This window comes from Nocardia sp. CA-136227 (genome assembly GCF_050955695.1).
In the GTDB taxonomy this organism is placed as follows: domain Bacteria; phylum Actinomycetota; class Actinomycetes; order Mycobacteriales; family Mycobacteriaceae; genus Nocardia.
Map to the genome: position 1 here is coordinate 2,982,019 of NZ_CP192081.1, position 23,406 is coordinate 3,005,424.

At 65.4% G+C, this 23,406-nt stretch carries 27 protein-coding genes and 1 riboswitch; of the genes, 16 read left to right on the forward strand and 11 right to left on the reverse strand.

From position 1 onward, the window contains the following. Positions 1 to 40 precede the first annotated feature (40 nt). On the forward strand, positions 41 to 409 hold the full coding sequence (locus ACQP06_RS13600) for a hypothetical protein (protein WP_433672544.1): 369 nt from the start codon (positions 41 to 43) through the stop codon (positions 407 to 409). 128 nt (positions 410 to 537) lie between these two features. On the opposite strand, the gene ACQP06_RS13605 is transcribed toward ACQP06_RS13600, so the two are convergent. The 5 genes from ACQP06_RS13605 to ACQP06_RS13625 all read right to left on the reverse strand — a co-directional run bounded on the left by ACQP06_RS13605 (position 538) and on the right by ACQP06_RS13625 (position 6,074). Continuing rightward, positions 538 to 1,578: a ferritin-like domain-containing protein gene (locus ACQP06_RS13605; RefSeq protein ID WP_433672545.1), complete on the reverse strand. Its 1,041-nt coding sequence runs from the start codon at positions 1,576 to 1,578 to the stop codon at positions 538 to 540. A gap of 20 nt (positions 1,579 to 1,598) precedes the next feature. Beyond that, positions 1,599 to 1,793: a hypothetical protein gene (locus ACQP06_RS13610; protein WP_433672546.1), complete on the reverse strand. Its 195-nt coding sequence runs from the start codon at positions 1,791 to 1,793 to the stop codon at positions 1,599 to 1,601. Positions 1,794 to 2,193: 400 nt separating this feature from the next. Then, a complete protein-coding gene (locus tag ACQP06_RS13615) occupies positions 2,194 to 3,480 on the reverse strand; it encodes an ABC transporter ATP-binding protein (protein WP_433672547.1) in 1,287 nt (428 codons plus the stop codon). Positions 3,481 to 3,506: 26 nt separating this feature from the next. After that, a complete protein-coding gene (locus ACQP06_RS13620; protein WP_433672548.1) occupies positions 3,507 to 5,264 on the reverse strand; it encodes an ABC transporter permease in 1,758 nt (585 codons plus the stop codon). A gap of 36 nt (positions 5,265 to 5,300) precedes the next feature. Next, the gene (locus ACQP06_RS13625; RefSeq protein WP_433672549.1) at positions 5,301 to 6,074 is read right to left on the reverse strand and encodes a hypothetical protein; all 774 of its coding nucleotides are present in this window, start codon (positions 6,072 to 6,074) and stop codon (positions 5,301 to 5,303) included. A 364-nt stretch (positions 6,075 to 6,438) separates the two neighbouring features. Beyond that, positions 6,439 to 6,608: riboswitch (M-box (ykoK) riboswitch) on the reverse strand. Between the two features lie 162 nt (positions 6,609 to 6,770). Here ACQP06_RS13625 and ACQP06_RS13630 point away from each other — a divergent pair. Both ACQP06_RS13630 and ACQP06_RS13635 read left to right on the forward strand, forming a co-directional pair. Continuing rightward, positions 6,771 to 7,271 (forward strand): hypothetical protein, encoded by a 501-nt coding sequence (locus ACQP06_RS13630; protein ID WP_433672550.1) that lies wholly within the window; start codon positions 6,771 to 6,773, stop codon positions 7,269 to 7,271. Positions 7,272 to 7,712: 441 nt separating this feature from the next. Beyond that, positions 7,713 to 8,675: a hypothetical protein gene (locus ACQP06_RS13635; RefSeq protein ID WP_433672551.1), complete on the forward strand. Its 963-nt coding sequence runs from the start codon at positions 7,713 to 7,715 to the stop codon at positions 8,673 to 8,675. A gap of 149 nt (positions 8,676 to 8,824) precedes the next feature. On the opposite strand, the gene ACQP06_RS13640 is transcribed toward ACQP06_RS13635, so the two are convergent. Further along, positions 8,825 to 9,223 (reverse strand): VOC family protein, encoded by a 399-nt coding sequence (locus ACQP06_RS13640; RefSeq protein ID WP_379107728.1) that lies wholly within the window; start codon positions 9,221 to 9,223, stop codon positions 8,825 to 8,827. Positions 9,224 to 9,326: 103 nt separating this feature from the next. On the opposite strand from ACQP06_RS13640, the gene ACQP06_RS13645 reads away from it, so the two are divergent. From ACQP06_RS13645 to ACQP06_RS13660, 4 genes are all read left to right on the forward strand, one after another. Continuing rightward, the gene (locus ACQP06_RS13645; protein ID WP_433672552.1) at positions 9,327 to 10,340 is read left to right on the forward strand and encodes a helix-turn-helix transcriptional regulator; all 1,014 of its coding nucleotides are present in this window, start codon (positions 9,327 to 9,329) and stop codon (positions 10,338 to 10,340) included. Between the two features lie 264 nt (positions 10,341 to 10,604). Continuing rightward, positions 10,605 to 11,180: a GNAT family N-acetyltransferase gene (locus ACQP06_RS13650; protein ID WP_433672553.1), complete on the forward strand. Its 576-nt coding sequence runs from the start codon at positions 10,605 to 10,607 to the stop codon at positions 11,178 to 11,180. A 229-nt stretch (positions 11,181 to 11,409) separates the two neighbouring features. Next, a complete protein-coding gene (locus tag ACQP06_RS13655; RefSeq protein WP_433672554.1) occupies positions 11,410 to 11,661 on the forward strand; it encodes a hypothetical protein in 252 nt (83 codons plus the stop codon). Between the two features lie 149 nt (positions 11,662 to 11,810). Next, complete coding sequence (locus ACQP06_RS13660; protein WP_433672555.1) at positions 11,811 to 12,527, forward strand: LppP/LprE family lipoprotein; 717 nt, start codon at positions 11,811 to 11,813, stop codon at positions 12,525 to 12,527. A gap of 69 nt (positions 12,528 to 12,596) precedes the next feature. On the opposite strand, the gene ACQP06_RS13665 is transcribed toward ACQP06_RS13660, so the two are convergent. Further along, positions 12,597 to 13,325 (reverse strand): Imm52 family immunity protein, encoded by a 729-nt coding sequence (locus ACQP06_RS13665; protein WP_433672556.1) that lies wholly within the window; start codon positions 13,323 to 13,325, stop codon positions 12,597 to 12,599. Between the two features lie 304 nt (positions 13,326 to 13,629). On the opposite strand from ACQP06_RS13665, the gene ACQP06_RS13670 reads away from it, so the two are divergent. Further along, positions 13,630 to 13,938: a hypothetical protein gene (locus ACQP06_RS13670; RefSeq protein WP_433672557.1), complete on the forward strand. Its 309-nt coding sequence runs from the start codon at positions 13,630 to 13,632 to the stop codon at positions 13,936 to 13,938. 74 nt (positions 13,939 to 14,012) lie between these two features. Here the strand turns inward: ACQP06_RS13670 and ACQP06_RS13675 are convergent, their stop codons facing one another. Next, on the reverse strand, positions 14,013 to 14,543 hold the full coding sequence (locus tag ACQP06_RS13675; protein ID WP_433672558.1) for a hypothetical protein: 531 nt from the start codon (positions 14,541 to 14,543) through the stop codon (positions 14,013 to 14,015). 273 nt (positions 14,544 to 14,816) lie between these two features. After that, positions 14,817 to 15,239 (reverse strand): CBS domain-containing protein, encoded by a 423-nt coding sequence (locus ACQP06_RS13680; protein ID WP_433672559.1) that lies wholly within the window; start codon positions 15,237 to 15,239, stop codon positions 14,817 to 14,819. 380 nt (positions 15,240 to 15,619) lie between these two features. Here ACQP06_RS13680 and ACQP06_RS13685 point away from each other — a divergent pair, with 380 nt between their 5' ends. After that, positions 15,620 to 15,811 (forward strand): hypothetical protein, encoded by a 192-nt coding sequence (locus ACQP06_RS13685; protein ID WP_433672560.1) that lies wholly within the window; start codon positions 15,620 to 15,622, stop codon positions 15,809 to 15,811. Positions 15,812 to 15,975: 164 nt separating this feature from the next. Here the strand turns inward: ACQP06_RS13685 and ACQP06_RS13690 are convergent, their stop codons facing one another. Beyond that, complete coding sequence (locus ACQP06_RS13690) at positions 15,976 to 16,587, reverse strand: TenA family protein (protein ID WP_433672561.1); 612 nt, start codon at positions 16,585 to 16,587, stop codon at positions 15,976 to 15,978. A 234-nt stretch (positions 16,588 to 16,821) separates the two neighbouring features. Further along, entirely contained in the window at positions 16,822 to 17,277 is a 456-nt protein-coding gene (locus tag ACQP06_RS13695) for a hypothetical protein (protein ID WP_433672562.1), read from the reverse strand. Between the two features lie 234 nt (positions 17,278 to 17,511). Between ACQP06_RS13695 and ACQP06_RS13700 the strand changes: the two genes are divergently transcribed. The 7 genes from ACQP06_RS13700 to ACQP06_RS13730 all read left to right on the forward strand — a co-directional run bounded on the left by ACQP06_RS13700 (position 17,512) and on the right by ACQP06_RS13730 (position 23,358). After that, positions 17,512 to 18,063 carry a hypothetical protein gene (locus ACQP06_RS13700; RefSeq protein ID WP_433672563.1) on the forward strand — a complete coding sequence of 184 codons (552 nt, stop codon included), beginning with the start codon at positions 17,512 to 17,514 and terminating at the stop codon, positions 18,061 to 18,063. A gap of 432 nt (positions 18,064 to 18,495) precedes the next feature. Further along, positions 18,496 to 19,704, forward strand: a complete 1,209-nt coding sequence (locus tag ACQP06_RS13705; RefSeq protein WP_433672564.1) for an FAD-dependent oxidoreductase — start codon at positions 18,496 to 18,498, stop codon at positions 19,702 to 19,704. A 296-nt stretch (positions 19,705 to 20,000) separates the two neighbouring features. Next, complete coding sequence (locus ACQP06_RS13710) at positions 20,001 to 20,843, forward strand: SDR family NAD(P)-dependent oxidoreductase (RefSeq protein WP_433672565.1); 843 nt, start codon at positions 20,001 to 20,003, stop codon at positions 20,841 to 20,843. Positions 20,844 to 21,239: 396 nt separating this feature from the next. Then, on the forward strand, positions 21,240 to 21,404 hold the full coding sequence (locus ACQP06_RS13715; protein ID WP_433672566.1) for a hypothetical protein: 165 nt from the start codon (positions 21,240 to 21,242) through the stop codon (positions 21,402 to 21,404). 238 nt (positions 21,405 to 21,642) lie between these two features. Beyond that, entirely contained in the window at positions 21,643 to 22,155 is a 513-nt protein-coding gene (locus tag ACQP06_RS13720) for a DinB family protein (protein WP_433672567.1), read from the forward strand. Positions 22,156 to 22,228: 73 nt separating this feature from the next. After that, positions 22,229 to 22,945: a PP2C family protein-serine/threonine phosphatase gene (locus tag ACQP06_RS13725; RefSeq protein ID WP_433672568.1), complete on the forward strand. Its 717-nt coding sequence runs from the start codon at positions 22,229 to 22,231 to the stop codon at positions 22,943 to 22,945. 5 nt (positions 22,946 to 22,950) lie between these two features. Next, the gene (locus tag ACQP06_RS13730) at positions 22,951 to 23,358 is read left to right on the forward strand and encodes a hypothetical protein (protein ID WP_433672569.1); all 408 of its coding nucleotides are present in this window, start codon (positions 22,951 to 22,953) and stop codon (positions 23,356 to 23,358) included. Positions 23,359 to 23,406: the final 48 nt, after the last annotated feature.

Sequence of the window (23,406 nt, forward strand, 5' to 3'; positions counted from 1 at the left end):
ATGAGCATCGATTGCTCAGCTCGGTTTGATTAGGAATGCGATGAGAAGACTTGCCGCCGCCGCAGCAGTATTGATTTCGATGCTGGGCGCGTTCACCGCCGCCAACGCCCCGCAGGCCTCGGCCGACTCCCGGGACGGATGTCCCTACCCGTACGTCTGCTTCTATCTGACGAAGGCCAAGTGGGACAGCCGTCAGCCCACCGCGATGTTCAAGGACAAGGGTTACTGGCAGACCCTCGGATCGAACAGCCGCGGTTCCTACGCGGTCGTCAACACCAGGAACGACGACGCCGCCATGTTGAAGCAGGCCGACGGCTACATCGGTTGCGCCGGGCCGGGTGGCAGCCACCTCGGGTACGGCAATTCGCCGTACGTGGAGATCAAGATCGTCGACACTCCGCACTGCTGAGTTCCAGGCAGGCCTGCGACGCCCGCACCGTCCCCGCATCGGCGACCCCATACGCCCAACACCCTTGGAAGCCAGACGAATTCGAATGCCCTGTTCAGCGGCTGCGGACGGTCGATGACTCCTGGTTCTCAGCCGGCACGTCGAGCAAAGGGCTCGGCTTGTGCACGTAGACGTGCTGCGATCGCGGCCGGGTCGGTGACGGCTGGTAGCTGGGAGATTCCGTCGGCGAGCTGGTGTAGCGCAAACGTCAGGATGCGCCATTCGGAGGGACCGTTGAGCAGTGGGCGCAGCGCGCGCGGTGCCTCGAAGGTGAGTCCAGCGTTGATTCCTGGGTGTGTCGTGGAGGCGGGCAGTTGCGCCAGAGCCGTTCCGAGTGTGCTGATGATGCCCATCATGCTGATCGCAGTGTCGATCAGCGCCAATCTGTCGGCGGGGGCGCTGTCGGCGGGTCGGCCGTAAGCCTGGTTGAGGCAGCACAGCATCAGGGTGTAGACGGCGTTTCCGGCGTCGTTGACGGCGGCGGCCTCGGGCGCGTCGATGTAGATCTTGCCCGCGGGCTCGGGCGGGCGGCGCATCACCGGATTGGTGGCGACCGGCCATGACGGAGTGAATGCCGGGTCCTCGGCGAGGATCTGCTGGTATTCGGTCCGTAGGGCTTGTAGCCGCGCGAAGTGGTTGTGATCGTCCTTGGCCGGGCCGCCTTCGCCTTGGGTGATGATGGTGTCGATGGCCGCGGTCGCCTCGGCGAGGTTCGTGATCGAGATGAGGCCGGGCAAGGCGACGACATCGGGGCCGACCTGGGCCGCGGATCCCCCGCAGAACAGGATGTCCTCGCCCTGGGAGGAGGCCAGGTCGGCCAGTGATCGTGCAATGGCTTGGTAGAGGTCGCCGATGGTCGGATAGTCCTGGCCGGCCGGGAAGAACCTGCCGGCGGCCGTGCCGCGGAGATAATCGGGACCCCCGCCGAATGCCGGCGGGTCGGTGACGGTGCTGCCGAAGGGCCGTTCCAGGAAGATCAGGTGGTCGAGCGTCTCGAGGTCGAATCCCGCCAGGGCCAGCCGAATGTCGGCAGGGTGACAGCCCGGTGGAACGGGGAAGTTCTGCCGCCCGAAGTGGGGGTGGGCTCCGAGCGCGACCATCAGGTTGGACACCAGCGCGAGGTGAACCATTTCCTCGATAGCGATGCTGATCAGCTCATCGCGCCAGCGCCGTACCCTTCGGCTTGCCGAGGTGGCAGGCCCCCCGCCGGATCTGTGCGTAGCCCGAACGCCGCGTACAGGTAGCCGCACATCACCCCGTGTTCGAGTTCGGCGGCCTCGGCCAGTACCGAGAGCAGTTGGGCCATGGTCGGGATCCGCAAGGTCGGTTCAGCGCCGGCCGTCATCGGGCACCTCCGAGGTCGGGCAACAGCGTCGCGGCATGATGGGCGAACGCTTCGGGATAGCGGGCGATCAGAGGCCGGTAGCGGGCCATGGCGCGGATCCTCCGTGTTCTGCGCGAGTGGACGCAGCAGGGTGAGCGCAGGTTCGGGGTGCCGGTGAAGGAGCGTGTAACCAGGTACAAAACCGATTTCGGTGAAGAATTTCCACCGTGATATTCGGGTGCTCGATTCCAATCTTGATCATACGACCCGAAACGGGCAGATGGACTGAGTGTCGAGAGTGGCGACCTTCGCCTGGTCGCGATCGATTCACCGGTAGGTCCACACCATCCCCCGGTGGCCCGGGTGCAGGCCATGCGCGAGGGCACGCGCCGCGCCCGGGCTCGCGGCAACAGCTGACGCCTCAGGCCTCGCCCGGATGCCGCGTCAGCAGCCGCTCGGCGGCGTCGTACTCGTAGAGTTCAGCGTAGCGGCCCCAGTCGATGGCGATCCGCAGCTGTCGCCGCGCGACGTCCTCGGTGAAGCCCCGCCGCAGCAGGTCGAGGAAGAAGCCGTCGCGCAGTCGCTGGTTGCGCGCGCTGGTCAGCGCGTGGTCGATCGCCGCGATCAGGGGCGCATTGGCTCGTGCCAGCCGCGCGAAAATGGCCTTCGCACTGTCGATATCGGCCTCGGTGAAGAGGGTGCCGTCGAGGGTGAGCTCGATATCCCCGTCGGCGGTGGTGGCCAGCCCCAGCATGGTGGCGGCGTCGACCAGCGGCATCAGATCGTCGACCTCGAAGCGCAGCCCGCCCGCCAGATCTGGCAGGTCGGCCCGCCCGCCCTGGGCGGCAACAAAATCCAGCATGCCGCCGATTCCGTCCACCCCGGCATCGGGCAGCGGCCGGGTGGTGGGGCTGGGGGTGATGCTCGGCCAGCTGCCATCGAAGGTGGCGTCGGTGAGCATCCGATAGGCCTGGTCCACCAGCGCCTGGAACCCCGCGCCGCGCGGGTCTCGCGGCTGCGGGAGACGCACCTGGATCTCACCCTTGATTCTCCCGGGATTGTTGTCCAGCACCAGGATTCGGTCGGCCAGCTGCACGGCCTCCTCGATATTGTGGGTGACCAGCAGCATGGTTTTGGTGGGGAAGGCGGTCTCCGCCCACAGTCGCATGAGTTCGCCGCGCAGGTTCTCGGCGGTCAAGACGTCCAGCGCTGAGAACGGCTCATCCATGAGCAGCACCTCCGGCTGCACCACCAGGGCGCGGGCGAATCCCACTCGTTGGCGCATGCCGCCGGAAAGCTCCTTGGGATAGGCGTTCTCGAAGCCGTCCAGGCCGATCATGTCGATGGCGTCGGTTACCCGCTCGGCGCGCTCCCAGGCCGAAATACCTTGGGCGCGAAGGCCGAGTTCGACGTTCTGCCGCACGGTCAGCCACGGCATCAACGCGAAGGTCTGGAACACCATGGCGGTATCGGCATTCGGCTCGGTGATCTCGGTCTGCCGGATGCGCGCGGACCCCGCGGAAGGGAGCATCAGGCCCGCGATGATCCGCAGCAGCGTGGACTTTCCGGAGCCGGATTTGCCCAGCAGCGCGACGATTTCGCCCTCGCGCAGCTCGAGGCAGACATCCGAGAGCACCGGTAGCTGCTCGCCGGAGGGGTTGGTGAAGTTCTTGGTGACACGATCGACGGTGATGATGGGGGTCGACACGGCGTGTCCTCCTTTCGAAAAGTGTTTCAGCTCAGCGAGAATCGCTGCTCGGCGGTGCGCTGCAGGCGTCGCCAGAGCAGGCGGTTGATGGCCACCGTGACCACGCTCATCACCACGGTGCCGAGCAGCACCTTCGCGAAGACGTCGTCGGTGGTGGCATTGGTGATGTACGCGCCCAGGCCGTATGCCTCCATGTGCGTGTTCCCGGCCTCCACGACCTCGCCGACCAGCGTGGCGTTCCACGCGCCGCCGAACGCGGTGATCGCACCGACCAAGTATCCGGGCGCGATCGCGGGCAGTATCAACGACTTCCAGCGCTGCACACCGTGCACTCCGAGATCGTCCATGGCCTCACGCAGGTCCGTCGGGATCTGCCCGGCCGCGGCGATCACGTTGAAGAGCACGTACCACTGCGCGCCCAGCGCCATCAGGGCGATGCCGCCGATATTCAGTGAGATGCCGGTGTAGGTGAGCGCCGCGATGACGAAGATGAACAAGAACTGGGCCGGGAAACTGGCCAGCACCTGCACCACCGGCTGAGCGAACCGGCAAATCCGCGGATTCATCCCGATCCACACGCCGACCGGAACCCACACGATGGTGGAGACCACCAGCAGCACTGTCACGCGGCCGAGACTGGCCAGCCCCATCAGCGAGGTCGGCCCGAATTCGGCCAGGCCCACTGTTCTTTCGAAGTAGGAGGCGAGTGCCCAGGTGCCCCAGGCGAGCGCGGCGAAGAGCAGTCCGAAGAAGAACACATCACCGATGCGGCTGCCCGCGCGGTCGTCGTAGGCGGAGCGGGTGCTGCGCCCGAAGACGCGCATGAGGCGATCGACTCGCTCGCCGACCGGCCGTAGCACCCGAGCCAGCCGGCCCGGGACCGTGCTACGCCGCAGCAGGTCGAGCACCAGACTCCGTGGGGCCTGCGCACTTTCGGTGTGCTCCACCCGGAATCGCTCCGACCACGCCGTGAGTGGCCGCCAGAACGCCACGTTCACCAAGACGATGGTGAGCACCATGACCAGCGCACCCACTATGAGGTTGCCGACCTGGGCCTCGGAGGTGGCCGCCGCGATGAAGCTACCCATGCCGGGCAGCGCCTCGTCCCGGCCGGATACCGTGATGACCTCCGAGGCCGCGAGCATGAACCACGCGCCGCCGAAGCTCATCATGCCGTTCCAGATCATCGGCACCATGGCCGTCGGCACCTCCAGCTGCCACAGCCGCTGCCAGCGGGTGAGCCGCATCATGCGGGCCGCGTCATCCAGCTCCCGGGGCATATTGCGCAACGCCTGGTAATAGGCGAAGGTCATGTTCCAGGCCTGCGCGGTGAAGATGGCGAAGATACACGCCGCCTCCGCGCCCAGATACGAGCCGTCGAACAGGCCCACGAACGCGGTGACCGTGATCGAGACCAGCGCCAGCACCGGTACCGACTGCAGCACGTCGAGCGCCGGGATGAACACCTTCTCGGCCCGCCGCGAGCGCGCCGCCCACTGGCCCACGATCAGTGTGAAGAGGATGGACGCCACCAGGCCGATGAACATGCGCAGCGTGGTGCGGGCCGCGTAATAGGGCAGGTTCGCGGGATCCGTTGATGCGGTCTCGGTTCCGGTATCCGGCGTCCAGGGCACCGACATGTCCCGAAACAGCCGCAGCACCAGCAGGATCAGCAGCACGCCCGCGCCGATGATCAGGTAGTCCACCGCTCGGAGCCGGCCGCGTGCCCGCGGTATCTCGGGAGTCGTCTTGGGGCGGTCCGGAATTGCCAATTCAAGAGTCATAGCTGTTCACCTCGCTCCGAGGGGCTTCGTCGCAACTCAGTTGGTCGATTCGGCGGCGACCGCGGGCGGTGCGGTCATGACGTTGAAGGCGTGCACGGCCGAGGCCAGCACCGCCGGTACGCCGACGAGCAGGTTGAAAACCACGACGCCGATCCCGGCCCCGGCCACCGCGCCCTCCAGACAGCCGGTGATGGCGCCGGGAATCGCCAACGTGCCCAACGTCAATGCGCCGACCGCGAGACCCTGGCCCGCGCCCAGCAGGACGCAGCCCAGCGGCGCGCCGATGACGGCACCCAGCAGCGTGCCCACCGCCAGGGCCACGGTGAGCTCGTTGTTGACGTTCTGGAAGACGGTATTCATCCGATCCTCGAAGCTGTCGGGATCGGCAATCTGCTGTGCCGCAGGGTCTTCGGCTTGTGCCTCCGCGACGGCGTGCAGCTCCGCGGCGATTCGTCGTTCCTCGGCGCTGACCGGTCGGGCCCGATCCGGGTTCGGGGTGAGGGTGGCGCTGTCGCCGTCGATGCGGGCGTCGATCGGGTACGTCGTGTCCTGCTTGGTGATGGTCAGCGGGATCGCCCCCACCACCACGCCCTGCGGATCGAGGATCTGCAGCTGGTCGGTGGTGGTTCGGAACGTGCCGAGGTCGGTGTGCAGCACCACCGATCGGTCCACGATCCGGGCGTCGCCGGATACGGCCTGAACGTTCACAGCGTCGGCGAGCCGGACGTCCGGTCCGGGTGCCGTGGCCGAAGCGGCGGCCGGGGCGACCAGTCCGGCGGCGGTCAGCGCCGCGGTGGCGAATGCAAGCAAGCGAATTCTCATCGGGATGTTTCCCCTCGGGATACCGCTGCCCGCATCGGTTTCCGGGCAGCATCGAATACCGTCGAGCACGGTGGTGCCGACGGGTCGGATATGCGAATCTCCGAATTCATTCGTGAAATGTGCACGCGAATAATCCGGTGCCGCGTAGGCGGCATCGTGATATCGGAGAATTATGTGCGTCGAGATATCGACGCGGTGTTGGTGTGCTGGCTAGCGGCCCGGACCGAGGTGGAGGGGCCGGCCCGGAGATCCCGGGTCATCATCGGGTGCCATCTTGCTACCCGACCTCCTCACTGGTAGAACGCGATTCGTCAACGCACGCGGGGAGGTCGCCCGGAACTCTCGGGGCGGACGCACACCCCTCTCGTCAGAGTTTTGGCACTGCACGACGTGTTCCGAATCGGAAAGCCACTTTGGATTACCCCTTGATCCGGAGAAATCTGTCCTAACCTTGGGCGTCTCTCGACGTCGTCAGATCAGTGGCCTATGTTCGTGCAGGAGCCTCGCCTATCGAGGTGCAACAGGGAACCTAGTTAAAGACTCGCTAAAAGTCAAAGCCGCTATTCGCATATCGGCGAGCCCTGTGTCACATCGGCGCGCCGGACCGTCGATCGGACATTTCAGATGTGTCGGCGACGCTGGTCGGCGTGGTGAGATCCCTGTTCGAGCGGGAGGACCGCGTCCATGGCCGCGCCATCCATGGCCGCACCACCTCCGACTGGATCGACACCGCGGTCGACACCGGCGGCCAAGCCGGCGCGGCTGACCACCAAACAACCCGTCCTGACCGTGCCGATCCGGCGCGGGCTGAACGTACGTACCGCGCAGACCGAACCGGCCAGTGCGCCCAGCAGCCGGAACCTGGTGCGGTACAGAACGTCCTCAACTGCCGAATGCCGAGTGGCGTATACCCGTGAGGCGGTATATTGCGAAGCGCAACTGTTTCACATCAAGTATCGGGGAATACTCATGCGTCGTACCCTTGCCCTCGTCGTGCTCACCGCCGCGGTCCTCACCGCCGGAACGGGTTTGGCCGCAGCCGAATCGCCGTCGACCGGTTCGGCCTCGGGTTCGGCCGGGACTGTCGCCACTGTTCTCTGCGCGGTGGTCAAGATCTCGGCCTGCTCGATCTCGGTTCCTGAAAACAACCTGCCGGTCTCGACGCCCGAGAACACAGTGCGGTAAATGACGCCAGCGGAAGGATCGCCGATTGCTCAGTCCGGCGGTGGTGGGGTGGGCACCGGATCGAGCGGCCGACTGATGCACTGAAATCCGCATTCCCCGCTGATCGAACCGGCCAACGCGGGGCGTTGGCGACTGGAATCTGTTGCGGCGCAGAACTTCCGCCCATGCCGATGGTGGACGGTTAGAGCCGTTGTCAGCTGCCTAGCGGGCGGCGAGACCGGCTGCGACCCGAACGGCCTGCCTTCGTTGTGCCGCCTGCGACATCGGGCGAGCGCCATTGGTGAGGCTATTGGCCGGCGCTGGGCGTATCTGAATTGCCGCCGATCCTGCTTGTACCCGCGATGTCCTCCGAACAGGTTGGGGCTCCGCGACTTCGGAGTCACCATGATTTCTCCACACTTTGTCACCGGATCGCGCACAACTGGCCGATATAGTGGCCGCGTGTCTGCTCGTGGTACATCGTGGAATCGCTTGAACCGTCTCGCGTACCTATTGCAGGTCATTGCTGTCGGCGCCCTGGCTGTAGCGTGGCTGGCGATCGGGCTCGGACTGTTCTCGAGGTCGGGAGTAGATCTCGAAGCGGGTGACCGATTCGCCGCCAACCCCACGGTCTATTGGCCGTACCTGTTTGTGATCAGCCCGCTGCTGTTCGTCACTGGCCTTTTCGGGCTGTTGCCATACCCGTTCGCTCCTGGCGGCACCATCGCGGGTGGAATTGTTGCCAGTTTTTTCGCTCAATGGGTGGGAACCGAGCTGTACTTGTCCGACCTCAAGCCAGAGCTACCCGGACGCCTCGAAACGAGCTTCGGTGCTGCGTGTTTCGCAGTTGCCGTAGCGTTCACGGCAGCGATCGTGCACGTGTACAGCACCCGATCCGGTCGGACGCGTGTCGCTTCGATTCGAGGCGGAGCAGGGCTGGTAATTGCCATTCTCGTCAGTGCCTGGGTCACGATTCCGCCCCTGATGGCGGGCAGTGGCGCCCCGTCCGGTGTCCTGGCTGGGCTCGTCGCCGATGCCTACTGCGGCAGGAAAGTGTCGGACTGGATGGACGAGGGACAGGCGGCGATCTATACGGGCGACGGGACACAGTGGTTGCCGGTGAAGGCTGCGCCGGACAACAGGTTCGGGGTCCTGGTCACTCTGCGTGACGGCATGGGCAGCGTCGAAACCACCCCGCCGACCGCGATTTCCTTCCGAGACGAGCTGCCATTCAGTTCGGGTCCGCCGGCAACCGAATTGCGTCTGCATCAGTCTGGTGCAGGCAACCGGTCCGCGTTTACTCGTCTGCGTGATCCGAAGTGTGAGTCCGGCAGTAACCGGGTGGTTTCGGCGAACTATTACTATGAGGAATACGGCGGAACGAACAACTCTTCGATTCAGGGCAAGGTATTTCGTAGCAGGTAACACGCTGACAAGTGTGTTGACAGCCGTCGCTGATCCGGATGCCCGCATAGCGCGCACCATGTCGAGCAGCCGTGGTCGTCCCGAAGATCAACGGCCCGAGGTGAACTCGGGCCGTTTCAGTGCCCTCTTAAGTAGCCGATGAGCGGATATCAACCGGCGAACTTCGCGGCGGCTTGCGCGGTGACCGGGGTGAAGAGGTTGATCAGGTTGCCGTCGGGATCGCGAAACAGCAACGACCGGTTCCCCCACGGCATCGTCGTGGGCTCGTTGACGAAATCCTCGACCGTGTCTCGCAACCGCCGGTAATCGGCATCGACGTCGGGGACCAGGAATTCGATGATCGCCGTGTGATTGTCGGCTGGGTGCGCGCTGCCCGCGGCGAACAGCGCCACGGTGCGGGTGCTTCCGATCGCGAGGGTGCCGGCGGGTGTGACGATTTCGGCGAAATCCGGTGTAGCCCAGTTCGCTTCGACGCCGGTCACGTGGTGATAGAAGCTGACCAGCCGCTGGATGTCGTCAGTGATCAGGCGGATCGAGACGAGCTTCATTGTGTGCTCCTGCTGTCGGATGAGGCGGAGGTTCCGCCGCCGCACGCCACGGTAGAGCCGATACCGGACAGTTTCCGCCCGGTATGGATGCGAGAATTTTCCGATGACGCGCCCCACCGCCCGAGTGCTGGCCCTGCTCGAGCTGTTGCAGACCGGCGGTACTCATACCGTCGGCGAACTCGCCGGACGGCTCGGCGTCGATGAACGCACCGTCAGGCGATACGTCACGCATCTCACCGACCTGGATATCCCGGTCCGGTCGGTGCGGGGCCGCTACGGGGGATACCGGCTCGCTCCCGGATACCGAATGCCACCGCTGATGCTGACCGACGACGAGGCGGTGGCCGTGTTACTCGGGCTCCTCACCAGCCGCGGCGCCGACCGGCCGACAGCGGCCACCCGCGCAGCCGACAGCGCGACGGCCAAACTCCGCCGCGTCCTCCCCCCACGTCTGACGGCCCGGCTGGACGCACTGATCAACACCGTCGAATTCACCGCCGACACGGGCCCGGAAGTGGCTGTCGAGACCGCCGTGCTGCTCCGGCTCGCCGAAGCCACCCGCGAGCACCGACCGGTCGCAATCGGGTACACCGACCGAAACGGGCGGTCCAGCCAACGGACCGTGCACCCCTACGGGCTCGTCGACCACTCCGGCCGGTGGTATCTGACAGGGATGGACAGCAACAGCGACGAACTACGCCAGTTCCGGCTGGACCGCATCACCGCGGTGAGCACACAGCCCGGAACGTTCGCTCCGCCCCCCGAATTCGAGCCGGCCGCTCATCTGCTGTCCGCATTGGCCGACGCGCCCTATCGGCACGAGGTATCGGTCCGAGTCCAGGGCACACTCACCCAGGTCCGCTCGCTGCTCCCCGCGACGATCGCGACCGTGCATGAGATCGACCCGCAACCCGCTGACACCAACCCGTGGGTCCGGATCCGAATCCGCGCCGAACAACTCGACTGGATTCCCGCCGTGCTCGCCGGCTTGAACCGCCCGTTCATCATCGAGCACCCCGACACACTCAACGACGCCGTACGCGCCCTGGCCAGCCGACTCACCGCGGCCGCCGACGGCCGACACCAAACCACAGGTAGCAGCCCGGACGCTCGGTAATGCCGCACACCGCGCTGACCGAACCGGCCAGCGCCGACGCCAATGGGCGGAACCTGGTGCGGTGCAGACCGTCCGCTACTGCGTCCGATACCAACCCGAACGGTTGCCCTTGACGTCCCGCGCCAGCGCGACCCGGGCATCAATACACGGCTCCGCACCGGGGCCCGAAGCACAACGGGCCCGCGGTCATCGCGGTGTGCCGAACGCACTATCCTGCCGAATGCAGTGCCATTCCAGTTCTGTGGTGGGTCTACCGTCTGAGGCATGCCGATGATCACTCCGCCGCCGGGTGGGCTTGCCGATAATGTTGTGGCATTGCGCCTTTGGATCGCATCGGATTTCGAGCAACGGTTTGCGGGGTTTCGAGATCCGTGCTGTATGGCGTTTTCCTGGCCCTTGGTCGAAGCCTTCACTGAGGATCATCTGCGGGCGCGGTTCATCGATGAGGAAGCTGAGCGTGTGCGCGGGGAAGCCATCAGTTTCGCGATCGTCGATACGAGTGATTCCAATCGTGTCTGGGGTGGCGCTTCGATCTATGACGTCGATTGGAACGCGGGGCGCGCGGCGGTCGGATATTGGGTCGCTGTGCCCGCCCGGGGGCACGGTGTGGCGAGCCGGTCGGTGCGGCTACTTGCCCGATGGGCTTTCGCTGATCTGGCGGTGATGCGACTGGAATTGACCTGCGCGCCAGATAATCGGGCCTCCCAGCGCGTCGCTGAGCGGTGTGGTTTCGTGCGGGAGGGCGTGTTGCGGTCACATATGCCCTTTCAAGGTCGACGACGCGACACGGTGGTATTCAGCCTGCTTCCCGGCGAGTTGGGAGAAGTCGTGGGCCAGTGATCCAGTCTTCATGCCGACCTTCATCGGTCGTTGTTTGCCTGTCCCGGCCCCTGCCATCGAACGCACTACTTTGCCGCCTACCGCGCTGACCGACCCGGCCAGCGCGGGCGCCGGCGGCCCGAACCTGGTGCGGGTACAGAATGTCCTCAACTGCCGAATTGAGCGTGGTTAGACACGGTGACTGGGTTCGCGGGCACGATCCGCCAGCTGATTAGGGGTATTGGGCATTATGTTCGAGGCGAGCGGGATACAGCTAGCTGGCTTGATCGTGGCTCTCATCTCAGAGGGATTCGCGATCGCCGCGGGGGTCTACGCCTTCCTCGAACAGCACTACCGAGACTCGGCGGATCGAATCAGGATGACGCAGTTTGGTGTCGTCCTCCTCGCAGCCACCGCGGCCGCGCGACGGGACAGCACCCAGGCCACGCCGGCCCTGTACGGGGGCGTCACGGGTATCGCCGGGGAGCTGTCGCCACGCTGACGGGCTGGTCGAATTGCCTTCGCGCCCCGAATTTTTGGGGCATCCCGCCAGAAAGCGCTCCGATAACGCCGCCCCGATCTGGCCCGATGACCAGTTTGTCCTTCCATTTGGATGGAAGTCGGGGATGACGTGTCGATGCGAGGAGAAATATGAAGGCCAGATCTGTGCTGTTCGCCGTGTTCGCCACCACCCTGGTGGCGGCCGCGAGCGGATGCTCCGGCAACTCGTCGACCCCGGCGGCGACAGCGAGCACGACAGTGGCCGCATCCCAGGCGACGACCGTAGCGGCGCAAGGCAACCAGCCGGCTCCGCCGCCTGCCCAGGCCCCGGACAGCCAGGGTGGCAATCCAGCTGCGGGCGAAGCCAATTCGCCGCAGGCCGCACCTGCCACCAGTGTTGCGACCGACACGCCGCAGTCCACGATCGTCCCGGTGACCACCAGTTCGGCACCCAACGGCAGTGGCCACGGAATGTGCTTCGACCCCAATTCCGGGCTCGCCAATTCGGCGATCAAGAGTCTCGCCCCGGCCGGGAACGGCACATGGGGCAATCCGTACGCGAGCGAAGACCCGATTTCGGCGGGCTGCGATGGCGTACTGACATGGATGACGGTGGAATCGGGCAATATTCACCCGTACACCCATGTCCTGTTCTTCACCAACGGCACCTACCTGGGTACCGCGACGTCCAAGCCCTACGGCTACACCGAGGTCATCGGAAAGACCGCGAATACCGTCTCGGTGCAGTACAAGTGGGCGAAATCCGATGACGCCCTGTGCTGCCCGACCGGCGGCCCCAGCGTGGTGACCTTCACCCTCTCGGGTGGCAAGGTGGTGGCGAAGGGGCAGTTCCCGCCGAGCAATTGAGTGTCAGGCCGATGCTCGGGGCGGGTGGACCCATCCCGAGCATCGGCGGGGTGAGAGCGGGCGCGGGTGTCAGAACGTGGCGCGGTCGAACGGGATCGGGAGCTTCTCCAAGGCCCCGGCGGCGCGCAGTCGGGTGTTCGCTTCGAGGATCGTCTCGATGGCCGGGTACTGCGTGCCGTCCCAGGTGAGGTCGATGACCAGTCCATCGTGTGCGGTGCGGACGTAGCGCGCAGGCAGCGCTGCGGGTGCGAGGGCCGCTCGGCGAGCGGAGAGGAAGACCGCACGCCCGCAGCGGGGGTCGCTGTTGGCCAGGTCGAACCGTTCGGCCACGGCGCGGTACTGATGCCTGTCGTAGACCTGTCCGGCGTCGATCTCCCAATGCTCCGCGAGCAGACGCAGGATCCGCGGAGCGCGCCGGATCACCCGCGTGGTCTCGTCGATCTCGCGTGACCGGAAGGCGAGTACGACGGAGTTCACCGTGTAGCGCGAGGTACTGCCCGCGTGAACCGCCATGGACACGTTCGCGGTACCCGGGTTCTGCGCCCACAGCGATGTCGTATACCCGAAGACGTCAAGGTCGGGACCGGTATTCGTGCGCTCGATGTAGTCCGCCAGCGCGGGGACCGAGGGCTCCAGTACGGGATCGGACGGGCGATCAGTGCCGGCCTCGTGCCATCGCTCGAACGTCGAGCCATCGATGTCCTCGAGCCCGCGCAGCGTGGCATACCAGCGTTCCGCGATGCCCGGCACGGATTCCTCGCGCGGACCCCAGAACCCGTTGACTACGACGTCCAGCAAGACACGCACTCCTTCACCCACGGTCGGCCGCCCCGTGCGGCGCCGCCGCCACCATAAGCCGCGGGCCCGACAGCCTGACTGAATCGACGGTCGTAAACCGCAGGCGCTGAGGGCTTCTCGATCGCAAGGTCAGTTCGGATGTCCGCACCACGTTCCCCGGGAGACTCGACGTAGCTCCAGCCGGCGTGGAGGCAGTGCGCTGGTCTGTAGTGCCGACCACAGAAGTAGGGGCAGAAGACTTGAAACTCTGATGCTTCAGACATGCGTAGGGTGGCACCGACATCACGAAATTTGAGGAGCGCCCATGAAAGCCGCTGCCCGCCAACGCATTCTCGCCGCTGCGGCCGGATGCCTGATCACCGCCGCAGCCGCCGGAACCGCTGGCGCCGCGCCCCTGGACCTGCAGCCCGCGGTCGAAGGACCCGTCGCGGCCGGAGGGCCCGTCTCGCCTGTCGTGGCCGAAACCGGATCGTTCGAACGCGCCCTCGGCGGCGATGTGGGGTTCTCGGTGAGCCAAGGCTCGAGTGACATGTACTGGAACGTAGTCAAATTGGTGGTCTGCGACCTGCTGCGAGCCGGTCCGTTCATCTGCGCCCCCGGTGTCAGCCGCTGAAGCGCATCTGGCACTCGACCGCGTAGTCGAGAACGTGGCACCTGCGCGCGGATCCGAAGGCCAGGATCGCGCGCCTAGTTCATCCCGAACGTCACAGTGTGGCCGCCGGTGCTGCCGGTTTGAAAGCCGTTCAGGATCGTTTGGATCGGGTTCGGGATGAAGGAGGAACTTCCAGTGGTGCCGCTGGACTTGACGTCGGTGGACTGCTGGCTGGTCGTGCCATCCGCATTCTTCTGCGAAGCGACGATGTGCTGATCGCCGGCAGCCAGGTTGATTTCGACGTTGACGACGTAATTGACACCGTTGGCGCCGTTGGTTGGCTTCAGCGCGAATGGGCTGCCCCCCAGCGTGACTCCGTTGACCGCAATCGTCACCGGGGTCGAGGTCGTCGCTCTCACAGAGATGTATGCCTCCTGGGTCCCGCCGCTGCCGGTGCGGCTGAACAGCTGGACGGAGACGATGTCGGCCGATGCTGGGGCTGCTCCGGCAATGAGCGCGGCTGCTGAAGCGGCCGCTACGACGATGGCGCTGAGCCCTGTCATGGGCAGCGTCTTGACGTTCATGAATGGCGCGGGGGTCCGGGCCGCCCGGTTCTGAGTGTTCACGGGGCTGAAGCTATGTGAAATAGGCTCGTTCTAAACGAGATTGAGCGCCCCCTGTTTCTTTGGCAGCGCTTCCCGGGGGAGGCTTCACGGCGACCCGGACCGAGGTGTTCGGAGAACGATCGTTCTCCGAACACCTCCCTTGGTGTCGAGGCCCGTTGCTTGGAGGGTTCGGCGACCTGCTCGCGCGAAATCACCTACCGCGAGCGCACCGCCGCCGGTCCGCACCACCCCTCTTGGCGCGGACTGCGATTCGACACTGGTACGGCTTGCGGCTCAAGGCCTTCCGTAGATGGCCGTGACGAAGTCACCGAGGGATTCGTCGTCCAGATGCCTGGCCAGGTCGGACTCGCTGATCATCCCGACCATCCGCTTGTTGCCGTCGATCACCGGCAGACGCTTGATTCGATGGACTTCCATCGAATCGAGGACATCATCGACGTCGGCGTCCTCGGCGATCCAGCGTGGCGTGGCCTCGCACAGATCGCGGGCCTGGGTGGTATCGGGGGAGTGTCCCCGGGCGATGCACTTCACCACGATGTCGCGGTCGGTGATGATGCCGACCATCCGCTCGTTCTCGTCGGCGATGACGATCGATCCGACATCGAGGTCGGCCATCACTCGCGCCGCTCTGGCGACCGTCTCGTCCTGGGATATCCACCGAGCGCCGGGCTTCATGATGTCGCGTGCCGTGGTCATAGAGCTACCTCCTCATATCCAGCAGAGCTGATCAATGGGATGAAGCGCCTCCATTCTCCAGGAGATCGTGGCGCGGGGTGGGGGATTGCGGACACTCTTGCCACGGGCCGGGAGCCGCCCCTCACCTCGGAGCCTGTAGGCCGCTGACCTGGGCGGCATCGGGCATCGGATCGACCGTAGCCTGTCGTTGACCTTGAACGCCTACCATCGATCAGGTCGGCCTCCGCTTTCGCGGTGGCGCGGACCTTCGGCAACGTCGCCTGGGCCTTCGTGGCATTCCTCGGGCGCGGTCGACCTCGGCGTAATTACCGCCGCCGCGAGCTGAGAATCCAGCCCGCCTCGGTGAGACCGGACGTCGGGCAGCGATTCGAAGGTGCGCCATGACAGCAACACCGCCCGAACAACACGACGACAGATTCGCCCGCCGACCGGCTGAGCGGCGTACGCCGCCGCCCACCATCACACGAGATGCCGATGAGGATGTGCCCTTGCGCTGGCCGGAACCGAGCAAGCTCGAACCCTGGTGGGACGCCGTGATGCAGCACGCCGACGAACCACACACCCACACCTGACCAGCACGGTCAGTACGTCCTCGGCGATACGGCTAGGTGCAGAACTCGAAATCACCGGACCGCCGCCCGAGCCCTCGCCATGGACTGCACTACACAGCGCCAACCCTGCGTTCTTCGAACGCGTAGCCGCCGCGCGGACCGGACTGGCCAGCACGCCGCCGACTTCATCCGCGGCCGACCGGCACATCCCAGAACGCGAGTTCGTGGCGCATGCCGGTCAAGAACAGCTCCTCCGCGTTGTCGCCGCCGGCTTCGTCCAGCATCTGGGCGCAGCGGGCGGTGAGGGCCGCGAAGCCGGGGTCGGCGTAGGTGTCGATCCAGCGCCGGTAGCGCGGGTCGGCGGGAGGATTCTGCGCGAGGATCGAGCCGAGCGTCGAATAGCCCCACATGCACGGGTAGAGGGCGGCCAGGCCGTCGGCGTAGTTCGCGGCCGAATCCAGCAGGAACGCAGTGTATTTCGTGCACGGCTCGCCCTTGGTGGCGCCGTCGAGGTCGGCGCCGAACTCCGCGGCCAGACCGCGGTGCAGCGAGATTTCGTCATGGAAAGTGGCATGGGCCAGGTCGACCAGGTCGCCGAGGTGGTCGGCGGGCGCCTGCCAGGCAAGCCGGGAGAAGACACGGACATAGTCGAGCAGGAACAGATAGTCCTGCTCCAGCCAGGAGCGGAACACCGGCTCGGCGAGGTCGCCTTTCGCGATCCCCGCCACGGTCGGATGCGCCCGCTGTTCCTCGACCAGCGGGCGGCCGAGCTGCTCCAGACGTGCTGCAAGACTCATGCGAGCAGTCTCTCCTACTCACTTGATCGCGTTGGCGGCGGTATTGCGCGTTGCGATGCTGTCTCTCCACCATGTCACCGGCACACCCACCACGGAACTGTCCGCACATGTCGTCGGCCGAACCGACGACATGTGCGGTGGAAGATCAACTGGCAGTGGCGGTTCGAGTCCTGTCCAACGATGCCGATGTGGATTGCACTGCTCGTGAACCGAACTGCTCGACGCGCGACCGGATCAGTCTTGGGACAGAGCGGGCTCGAAGGTGATGGGTATGTCGTCGTCGGGGTCCAGGGAATAGCCCTGGTCTTCGGATTCGACAGCAACCCGCTGGTTCGCGCGAAGCACGGTTATCAGCCGACGAGGCCGAGGGAGGTAGCCGGTTTCCAGTGGCGGGTCGAAGGTGTCGACGGACAGTATGCGAACGATGGTCGGTGGAATGCCGATGCGACAGATATCGCCCGGATTCAGTTGCGCAGGAGCCGGTTCGACGCGGAAGAGTTCGTCGGACCAGTCGTACGACGAGGGGTCGATCGCGATTGCCACACACCCGTTCCAGCTCGCGGAGCGAGCCAGGGGATCGACGGTCCACCAAGGCCACTCGACTACGAGGTAGCTCAGTGATTTCTCGACAATTCGTGCGGGGGTGGCGGGGCAGGAGATCTGGAGAATGTCACCGACGTGAAGGTCCATGTGCACATACCCTCCTTCCGCTCTCCGCACCGTAATCCAAGATCGGGTCGATATTCGCAGGCGCCCTCGGCGAACCCGCCAGCTCCTGGATCACCGGCGAGATCATCACCATCGACGGCGGCAAACTGCTTGTCTGACCGTGTGCCCGCGGATTCGAGCCGAACCGCGAAAGCCTGACCCATTCAGCGGTTCCGAGGGTTTGCGGCAGATTTGCGCCTCTGTCATCATCTGCCGATGAAGAAATCGAAGGCCGTGGTGTTCGGTGCCGCAGTGGTGCTGTCCGTGGGAATCGCCGGTTGTAGCTCGGACCAGGAATCATCGCCGACCGGGACCTCGGTCGCGCCGACCAGCGCGGCCGCATCACCCGCCGCGAGCGATTACGCGAACCTGCTCATCAAGCCCAGCGATATCGACTCCGACTGGGCGTTGAAGACCTCCAAGGCGGAGCCGCACGGAATCACCGGCGTCTTCGGCAACGGCGCTGGGACCGAGAAGATCAGCACCGCGGTCATTGTGCGCGAGAACGCCACGACCGCTGCCGCGGCCAACACGGCGGCGAAGAATGATGTGGCGCAGAAGGCCGGTGCGGCCTTCACGCCTATCGATATCGGTGTCGACGGCGGCATCCTGAACGGCCCGAACGGAACCACTGTCGTGGTGTTCGCCGAGGGCGCAGCATTCGCGATCATCGAATTCAACAGCAAGACCGGCGAACACGTCCCCGCCGAAGTGGCGCTCGCGATCGCCGAGAAGCAGGACACCGCCATCAAGAACGGCGTGAAGTAGCGACTCGCGGTGTCAACGGTTCCGCTGCCGGATCGCCGGCAGCGGAACCGTTCTGCGTCACAACAACTTTCGGGCGATGTCTTGGATGAGTCGATGATTTGTCGCTCAGTCCGCTGATGGTGGACCTGAGTTCGGTAGAGATGCGATGACGGAGTCGAGCATCATGCCGAACTCCTCGGCGCTTTCGACCGTTGGGCATTCCGAGATGATCACGTCGTTGATCAGTCCATCGAGAGCCGAGTATCAGCTGGACCGGACCGGCGACAACACCGAGGCTGGGCGGGACGCCGGTGACAATCGATGCGGCTGGTGCCTGCTGAACCATGGGTCAACTAGTAGTTGACGAATAGGCAATCGTCAACTACTAGTTGACCGCACGGCGATAGTTCGTAGATGGCTTTCGCCGACAGCACATCGAACCGGGGAGTCGCAATGGAAGTCTTCGAGAGCGCTGCGCACCAGCATGGCGAGCCGACGGGCAGGCGGGCGATGGTCGTCGGCGCGGGTATCGCCGGTTTGGCTGCCGCGTTGCGATTGGGTCAGCAAGGCTGGGATGTCGTCGTGGTCGAACGCGCGCCGAGTCGCCGCAGTGGCGGATACCTGGTGAACCTGCACGGACCCGGATATGCAGCCACCGAACGGCTCGGGCTGGTGCCGGCGTTGACTCCGCGCGATATCGGATTCTTCACCTCGGTCCTCGTCCACGCCGACGGCCGGGAGAAACTCAGAATTCCGGCCGCCGTCACCGAGGCTGCCGTCGGGAACCGGGCATTGAGCCTGTTCCGCGGCGATCTGGAGTCGGCACTGTACGACGCCGTGGCTGATTTCGCCGATATCCGTTTCGGCACCACGGTGCGGGCCATTACCCAGACCCCTGGGGAGGTCCAGGTCACCCTCAGTGACGGCACCCACCTGCACACCGAACTCCTCGTCGGCGCCGATGGCGTGCACTCCAAGGTCCGCGAGCTCGTATTCGGTGCCGAGCCCGAGTATTTCGTGGACCTCGGCCACATGGTCGGCGCGTTTCCACTGGAAACGTCTCCCGCGCACATGCCCGATGGTGTCGGCACCACGTATATCGGTCCCGGACGCACGGCCGCGGTGATGAACCTGGGACCGGAAAGGTCCTCGGCGTTCTTCGCCTACCGCTGCCTCGACCCTGACGCCGAACTCGCTCTCGGTGCCACATCCGCCCTCATCCGAGCGTTCGGGGATCTCGGCGGCGGTGTCGCCGACACCCTCCGTCAGCTCGAAGCCGAGCCCGGCGCCGCCTATTTCGATTCGGTCGGCCAGATCGTGATGGACCGCTGGAGTCAGGGCCGAGTCGTCCTGCTCGGCGACGCGGCGTGGTGCGTAACGGTATTCGCCGGCTACGGTGCCGCCCTCGCTCTCGACGGCGCCGACCGGCTCGGCACCGCGCTGGCGGCACACGGCGACGACATTCCCGCCGCCCTCGACACCTGGGAGGCGTCGTTGCGCCCGGAGGTACACAAACGACAGGCGTTGGCGCGGAAGGGAATCAGCCGATTCGCGCCGCCGTCACGCACACATGTGTGGGCAGGCGAACTGATGCTCCGCGCAATTCAGCTCCCCGGCATCCGCAGCCTGGTCCGGCGCTCAATCCAACGCGCCAACAACTAGGCCGCGTTTTGAAAGTGGGTGAGGGCGGGTGGGTGTCCGCTCTCAGTCGTGTCGTAGCCCCACACGGCCTGGTGCGGCAGCAGGCAACGCCGCCTGACCGCACCAGCGGCACCTCCCGTCGATCGTGCTGACCGACCGCGCTCAACGGACTGTTACTTGCGCAGGCTGTCGCTGATCGTGGCGAGGTAGGTTTCGAACGAAAGATCTCCGACCAGCTAGCTTTCCTCGCTCAGCACGTCCACCTCGCCGCCTGAATCAACCGCGCACCTTCGACCACAACCGAGGAGTTATCCACTGTGTCTCGCTACCACCTCGCCGGACGCACCGTTCTGATCACCGGCTCCACCGGCGGACTCGGATCCGCGCTCGCACGAGCATTGGCTGCCCGCGGCGCCAACCTGGCACTGCTCGACCTCGACGCCGACGTCGTCACTCGGCAAGCCGAAGCGCTGGGCCCCGACACCGCCGCGCGCGGGTGGGCCGCCGATGTCCGAGACTTCGACAGCCTGCGGCGGGCAACCGATGCTGCGGCAGCACATTTCGGTCGTATCGACGTGGTGATCGCCAACGCCGGCATCGGGACAATGGCCCCGCTGTCCACTGTCGACCCCGCCGTCTTCGACCGCGTCACCGACATCAACCTCAACGGCGTCTGGCGCACGTTCCGCGCCGGACTCCCGCACGTCACCCAGCAGCAGGGCTACCTACTCGCCATCTCCTCGATGGCAGCCTTCGTCCACTCTCCCCTGCAAGGCGCCTACACCGCGAGCAAGGCCGGCGTATGGGCACTGGCCGACTCGACCCGCCTCGAGGTGCGCCACCTCGGCGTCGGTGTCGGCAGCGCACACCCCACCTTCTTCAAAACCCCGATGATGGACCAGGTCCACGCTGACCCCGCCGGCAACACCCTCTGGAAGGGCAACGCCAGTGGCCTGTGGAAGATGATCCCCCTCGACGACGTAGTCACCGGCATCGTCTCAGGCATCGAACGCCGCGCCGACCTGATCATCGTGCCGAAACGCCTCGCCCTACTCGCCCGGATCCCCGGCCTCATCCGCCCCATCGTCGACCGGATCGGATTCCCGGGCACCACCATCCCCGACGCCATCGCCCAAGCGTCACCGACCGGGTGGAACTGACCACGCCGCAAGAGAACTGGCACATCCGCTCATACCGAGTTGAGGGTGCGGATGACTCCGGCTTTCGAAGATCGATCGACGCTGTGTCGATACCCGGAATGCCGTCGCCGTCACCAGTCGCAACGGCTTTTGCCCTGTCGACCGCAACGGGCCGTTTCCCGCGTTGCCCTACAACATAATTAGGGCGTTTAACCGATAGCGGCTGATTTCCTTGATCGCTACCATCGAGTTGATCGCCGGGCAGACACTCCCAGCATCTCGAACCGAGGATGGCCCACTATGCACTGGCTGCGATCGAGAGTCTTCGCTGATCCGCCGATGGAACTCACAGACGCGGAACGCAAACGGGGCGAGCGGGCAGCTCGGAAAGCGGCCCGCGACGCGCGGAAGTCCCTGATGCGGACCAAGCGGTACCAGTATCGGCGCTACCGGGAAAAGGCCGGCGACAAGTATCTGGATTGGCCGCAGTGGCGCATCACGTATCTCGAGGAATACAGAAGTGGCCCCCTCCCGGAGTCCACGAGGGGCGGCATCTCCGCGGGGGACAGCCTTTCGGGCTGACGCCGTGCGTCGAGCTGAGCGGTGGGGCCGCCGAAGGAATGCCGCGCACGCACGGTTGCACTCCATTCGATCTGGTTGCTGGCACAGGCAATCTCAGGTGCTACCTAACCATCCGCTCATGCCACATACCGCTTCCACTGAACCGGCCAGGGGGTCCGCCGCTGGCGGCGAAGGGTTTGCGGCCCAAGAACGTTCGCAACCACCGCGGACGTTCATCGACATTCGGCATCATGGACAGGTGGAGTCGACGGAACAAACTGAAGCGCATCAACTTGCCGGAGAACGCGAAGAGCTCACCAGTGTCCTGGAGTTCCATCGGGAGACGCTGGCCCGCAAATGTTCCGGGCTGACGCCGGAGCAGCTTCGCCGGCGAGCTGTGGAACCGTCCGAGCTTTCGCTGCTCGGGCTCGTGCGGCATCTGACCGATGTCGAGCTGGGCTGGTTCGCCCGGATCCTGTCCGGCACAGAGGTCCCGTTCGCGCATTGGCGCGCCGATGCCCCGGACGGCTCGGACTTCGATGTCGACGAAGCTGACGCGGACGAATCACTCCGGTTGTGGCACAACGCATGTGACCGCTCCCGCGAGATTGCCGACGCCTGCGAGTCGCTCGACACCTTCGGGGTGCATCAGCCGACCGGTGAACGCTTCAGCCTGCGTTGGATTCTCATCCACATGATTCAGGAGTACGCCCGGCACAACGGGCACGCCGACCTCATCCGGGAACGGATAGACGGCCAAACCGGCGTGTAAGCGCCGAAGGCGCGATCCACCGGTATTCGCGCATACCGTGTGTCGGCTTTTCGTCGTGGATAGCCTTGGCGCTGTGGATGGTCTTGATATCAAAACCGCCGTGGGCAGCGAAACGGGCAACCGCTATTCGGCGAACTTCGACGTCACATACCTTGCTGAGGAACCTCTTCTCGCGGTGCTGGCCGACGGTATGGGAGATGGACCGGGTAGCGCGGCCGCGGGGCGGATCGCTGTCGATACCTTCGTCGACTACGCCACGCGTGCGGCAGAGCCCGGGCCGGACACGCTGCGCGACGCTGTGGCAGCGGCGCACGCCGGGGTGAGCCGCGCCGGCTGTGAATTGCGGGACCTGGCCGGATGCACTCTCACTGCCATGATTGCCGCGCCACAGGGTTGCTGGCTCGTTCAGATCGGTGACTCTCGGGTGTATCGGTGGCGTGCCGGGCTGCTCGAACTGTTGACCACCGACCACACGATGGCATGGCTGGGGGCGGTGCACGGTTGGTATCCGTTCGACTCGGCGCAGGCCGCGGCGGCCCGATATCAGCTGACACGCTATGTCGGCCATATGTCCGCGCCGGAACCCGATGTGTTCAGCGTGACGCTGAGACCGGGTGACCGGTACCTGCTGTGCACCGACGGTGTGTCCGAACAGGTCGGCTACGACGACTTACGGACCGTTCTCGGTCGCGATACACCGCCGAACTCTGCCGTCACCGCCCTTTTGGCTGCCTGTGAGACAGCGGGCGGAAACGACAACGCCTCCGCCATCGTGATCCGGGTCGATTGAACAACATGCCGGAGGTTGTGAATTTGACGGCGGTTGATTCCGCGGGTGTGCAGTGGCCGGTCATGCTTCGTCTGGGCGAGCCGTCGGTGGCGCGGGTGGAGTTGGTGGGTCATGGCGCGTTCGGGTCGGCTGATGACGACTACCTGAGTTGTCTGCTCGCTGTCCGCGAGTATCTGGAGGAGCGGGGCCGGCTGTTGTGCTGTCAGGGCGCTCGGCCGGATGTGTGGCCGTCGGGCATGTTGCGGCAGTTCGACAATGGCCGGCGCGCATACGTTCTCGACCCTGCGCGGCGCGGTGCGGAGCTCGAGGTGGTGGACATCTTCGCTCCGGCACCGGCGGAGCTGGTCGTGAGCGTGCTGGAGCAGGGCAAGGCCGTGTTCGCGTTCCATGGCTTGCCCTGGCGCGGAGAGTAGTCGCCACTTCACCGCCGGAAAAGTCGGCGCAGGCGAGTGCGTCGCCGA